Source organism: Oribacterium sinus, assembly GCF_963537195.1.
Taxonomy (GTDB): domain Bacteria; phylum Bacillota; class Clostridia; order Lachnospirales; family Lachnospiraceae; genus Oribacterium; species Oribacterium sinus_A.
The window spans coordinates 1-3,964 of sequence record NZ_CAUTEG010000151.1; the positions used below are offsets into that span (position 1 = coordinate 1).

Annotated in this window: 6 protein-coding genes; all 6 read right to left on the reverse strand. The window is 45.0% G+C overall.

Features of this window, described 5'->3' with window-relative positions; all coding sequences use genetic code 11:
* Positions 1-199 precede the first annotated feature (199 nt).
* Complete coding sequence (locus tag RYL27_RS11160) at positions 200-493, reverse strand: HPr family phosphocarrier protein (RefSeq protein WP_007156216.1); 294 nt, start codon at positions 491-493, stop codon at positions 200-202.
* A 9-nt stretch (positions 494-502) separates the two neighbouring features.
* A complete protein-coding gene (locus RYL27_RS11165; protein WP_007156217.1) occupies positions 503-1,165 on the reverse strand; it encodes an epoxyqueuosine reductase QueH in 663 nt (220 codons plus the stop codon).
* Between the two features lie 7 nt (positions 1,166-1,172).
* The gene (gene rpoD / locus RYL27_RS11170; RefSeq protein ID WP_308580116.1) at positions 1,173-2,330 is read right to left on the reverse strand and encodes an RNA polymerase sigma factor RpoD; all 1,158 of its coding nucleotides are present in this window, start codon (positions 2,328-2,330) and stop codon (positions 1,173-1,175) included.
* 24 nt (positions 2,331-2,354) lie between these two features.
* Positions 2,355-2,630 (reverse strand): hypothetical protein, encoded by a 276-nt coding sequence (locus RYL27_RS11175; protein WP_007156219.1) that lies wholly within the window; start codon positions 2,628-2,630, stop codon positions 2,355-2,357.
* Positions 2,630-3,634, reverse strand: coding sequence for an ornithine carbamoyltransferase (gene argF, locus RYL27_RS11180; RefSeq protein WP_314345722.1), 1,005 nt, complete (start codon positions 3,632-3,634; stop codon positions 2,630-2,632). Before argF ends, RYL27_RS11175 begins: the two co-directional genes overlap by 1 nt.
* The coding region (locus tag RYL27_RS11185; protein WP_314967196.1) for a TrmH family RNA methyltransferase at positions 3,631-3,964 on the reverse strand (334 nt) is incomplete at its 5' end. The genes RYL27_RS11185 and argF, both read right to left, overlap by 4 nt.

Here is a 3,964-nt window from a genome sequence, read left to right on the forward strand (position 1 = left end):
AGCGAAGCTTGAAGTTAGTACTGCTACGAAGGCGAGGTTAGCGGGAGCGTGCCCCGATTATAGACCCATACTGCATTAGAGCGCATCTTTATAATAAATATAATCCTTCAATACATAGGATTAAGTTAGAGAGAGTATAGCCTGATTTCAGACCTATATTGCTTAGAAAATTATTTTGTTTTTTACATCCCCTTTTGTCTTATGTGAATAGTGGCTCTGAGCCCTCCGGGCCTTCTCCAAGGCCGTTGGAAATGGCTTCCACCACCGCCTTTAGGGCTTCTTCTTCGTCCGGGCCGTTACATTCCACCACTACGGTACTGCCTCGCTTTACCCCGGCAGCCATCACGTTCAGCACGGACTTTCCTACGATCTTACGCTCTCCGTAATGCAAAATAATTTCACTTTTATATCGGATACAGGTTTGGGTAAGTACCCCGGCCGGACGTAAATGTAATCCTGATTCATTGATAATTTTTACCTCTTGACTAAGCATATCCCCCTCCTATTTTGAACAGCTTTCCGCTTTTTCTCTTTCCTTGTTTCTTCTGATGCTTTCCGCCTTGGAAAATTCACATCCGCAATAGTCCTGTCGATACAGGTTATGTTCCTTGGATAATTCTATGGAACGAAGGTATCGACTCTTTTTCTTAAAATCTGAAGGCAGGTAAGCAATACCGTACTTCTCTCCCAGTGCTTCTCCGATTTCATTTAAAACAGTAGCATCCTTTAAAGGAGAGATGCTTAAGCTGGTACAAAAGTAATCAAAAGCCTGATCCGGATGTTCTTTATTCCAGCCGGCCCCGTATTGGGCAGTTTCTTCCAGTCGAAGATTGAAACAGGCATCGCACCTGGCCCCTCTTTCAGGCTCCTTTTCCAAACCCTTGGCTATCTCCAGAAACTCCTCATGGATATAGTTGGAAACAATCACATCCATAGAAAAGCCCATTTCCTTCACCAGCCTCTTACATTCCTCCGCCCTGTGTTCAAACTCGGATTTCGAATCCAAATTCGGATTATAAAAGAAGATGGTGATGGAAAAATATTGCTCCAGACTCTCCAGTACTGCCGTGGAGCAGGGAGCACAGCAGACATGGAGCAGCAATCTCTTTTTTTCTCCGCTTTTCGGAAGATGGCTTTCCATCAGCTGTTCATAATTTTTCTTCATAGCTTCCTTACTGTAAAAAGTCTCGAATTCTCTTGGAACGGACAGGATTTCTCAGCTTTCTTAAAGCCTTTGCCTCGATCTGTCGAATTCTCTCTCTGGTAACATTAAATTCTTTTCCTACTTCTTCCAGTGTTCTTGGATGTCCATCCTCTAATCCGAAACGAAGCACGATAACCTGTCTTTCTCTTTCCTTTAAATCCCCAAGAAGCGTATCGATATGCTCTCTAAGCATTACGGATTCCACATTTCCCTCCGGAGAAAGAACATTGGTATCCGCTACGAAATCTCCCAAATTGGAATCATCCTCTTCACCGATGGGGGTTTCCAAAGAAGCCGGCTCTCTGGCAATCTGCATGATTTCCTGTACCTTCTCCTCTGTCATATCCAAATGCTCAGCCAGTTCCTTTACGGAAGGCTCATAACCAAGCTCTAAGGTCAGCTTTCTCTGCATCTTGGACATCTTATTGATGGTTTCCACCATATGCACCGGAACACGAATGGTTCTGGCCTGGTCTGCCAAGGCTCTGGTTACGGACTGACGAATCCACCAGGTAGCATAGGTAGAAAGCTTAAAGCCCTTCTCCGGGTCAAACTTTTCCACTCCTTTAATCAAACCGAGATTTCCTTCCTGAACCAAATCCAGGAAGCTCATTCCTCGACCGGTATATCTTTTGGCAATAGAAACAACCAAACGAAGGTTGGCTTCAATCAACCTTTGTTTAGCATATTCATCTCCCTCCTGCTTCTTCATGGCAAGAGCATATTCTTCCTCGGCGGTAAGAAGGGGTACGGTACCGATTTCCTTAAGATACATTCTAACCGGATCTTCCGTTCCGATTCCTTCCAGAAGATCCACCGCATCCAGGTCAATCTCCTCTCCCTCTTCTTCCTTTACAAAGTCATCGTCGTCTTCTAAGGGAAGGAGAGCATCCGGCTCCGCCTTATCCCCATCCTGTTCTATGGTTTTAAGTGCGTCCTCATCCAGGATGGGATTAATCTCGATTCCCTTATTCTCCAGCAAAAGCAAAACCTGCTCCATCTGCTCTTCGTTTAGGGAAAACTCCTTTACTGCCTCCTGCACTTCCCCTAAATCGATGCTGTTTTTATTGCTTTTTGCCTTTTGCAGCAAAGAAGCAAGTATTTTCTCTAATTCTTCTCTTTCCAAATGAACATCCTTTCTTTTTAGGGCTTATCTCCACAGGCTCATACCTGTGATGATGCTGAGTAACAACAGTAAAATACCGACAAAAAGAGACAGAAGCCTCTTCTTTCCCTCTTCTCTTCCCTGCAGCACATAGACCACACGAAGGATGGCCGCAAAAAAGAAAATAAAAGGAAAAAGAACCTGATTCTCTTCCGGCTTTGTTAAAGCGAAAATCGCCATAATACTAATCACAAGACCTATGCCAATATAGAAAAAATCATATTTCCTGTTTGGATTTCTCCCTCTTAGCCGTCTTTCCATTATGCTCCTCCCAAGCTGAGGTAGAGAAGCGCCTTAATCGTGTGCATTCTGTTTTCCGCCTCTGCAAATACCAGAGAGCGCTCGGATTCAAAAACGCTGTCGCTGACCTCCATTTCGGAAATACCGAACTGCTTATAAATTTTAGCGCCGATTTCCGTTCTGGCATTGTGGAAGGCAGGAAGGCAATGAAGGAAAATAGCGGATTCCTTGGCATAAGAAAATGCGGTGTCATTGACCTGATAAGGCTGTAAATCCGCAATTCTCTGGGCAAAGAGGCTCTCCGGCTCTCCCATGGATAACCAAACATCGGTGCAAATGATGTCCGCATCCTTACACCCTTCTGCCACAGATTCCGTAAAACGAAGGCTGCCTCCATTTTCCTCCGCAATCTGCTGACACTCGGAAATCAAGTCCTCGTCCGGAAAATAGCCTTCCTTGGTGCAGGCCACAAAATGCATGCCCATCTTGGCACAGGCCACCATATAGGAATTTCCCATATTAAAGCGGGCATCTCCCATATAGCAAAGCTTAAGTCCCTTAAGCTTACCGAAACGCTCTTCAATCGTTAACAAATCCGCCAAAAGCTGTGTGGGATGAAAACGGTCGCTTAAAGCATTCCATACCGGTACGGAGGAATATCTGGCAAACTCCTCCATGCCCTCCTGGGAATAGCCTCTATACATAATTCCGTCATACATGGTGGAAAGTACTCTTGCCGTATCTTCAATACTTTCCTTCTTCCCCATCTGGCTGTTGGACACATCCAGAATAGTGCTATGCACACCAAGGTCCGCTGCCGCCACCTCAAAGGCACATCTGGTTCTGGTGGATGCCTTTTCAAAAATCAGGACAATGTTCTTGCCGGCACAGGCTTCTCCGTGAGGATAGCGCCTTACCGCCTCTTTCTTCTCTTTCTTTAGTCTCTTGGCAACATTCAGAATCTCCTGAATTTCCTCTTTAGAAAAATCCAGTAATTTCATAAAATCACGTCCTGCTAAAGTCATCCTTCCTCCTTTATATATCTTCTTTGTCGAACAGCCTCATAGAGTACTATGCTGGCTGAAGTAGCAACATTTAAGGACTCTATCTTCCCTTCCATGGGAATAAGGAGTTTTTCCGTAGCACATTGGCTCAGTTCCTTTGTAAGACCATTGCCTTCATTACCGAATAAAAAGGCGGAGGGTCCTTGGAAGGAAGCCTGAAAATGCGCTTTTTTCCCGCTCAAATCCAGTGCAAAAACCTGAACCTTGGCGCTTTTCAGCCTTTCACAAAGAGAAAGCAAATCCTCCTCTATACTGAAGGGCAAGCGAAAAAGGGAGCCCATGGTGGAGCGA

What these genes read in the sequence shown, in the direction of transcription:
- RYL27_RS11160 (WP_007156216.1), bottom strand. Translation starts at nt 493, where the DNA reads ATGCTTAGTCAAGAGGTAAAAATTATCAATGAATCAGGATTACATTTA.
- RYL27_RS11165 (WP_007156217.1), bottom strand. Translation starts at nt 1,165, where the DNA reads ATGAAGAAAAATTATGAACAGCTGATGGAAAGCCATCTTCCGAAAAGC.
- RYL27_RS11175 (WP_007156219.1), bottom strand. Translation starts at nt 2,630, where the DNA reads ATGGAAAGACGGCTAAGAGGGAGAAATCCAAACAGGAAATATGATTTT.
- argF (WP_314345722.1), bottom strand. Translation starts at nt 3,634, where the DNA reads ATGACTTTAGCAGGACGTGATTTTATGAAATTACTGGATTTTTCTAAA.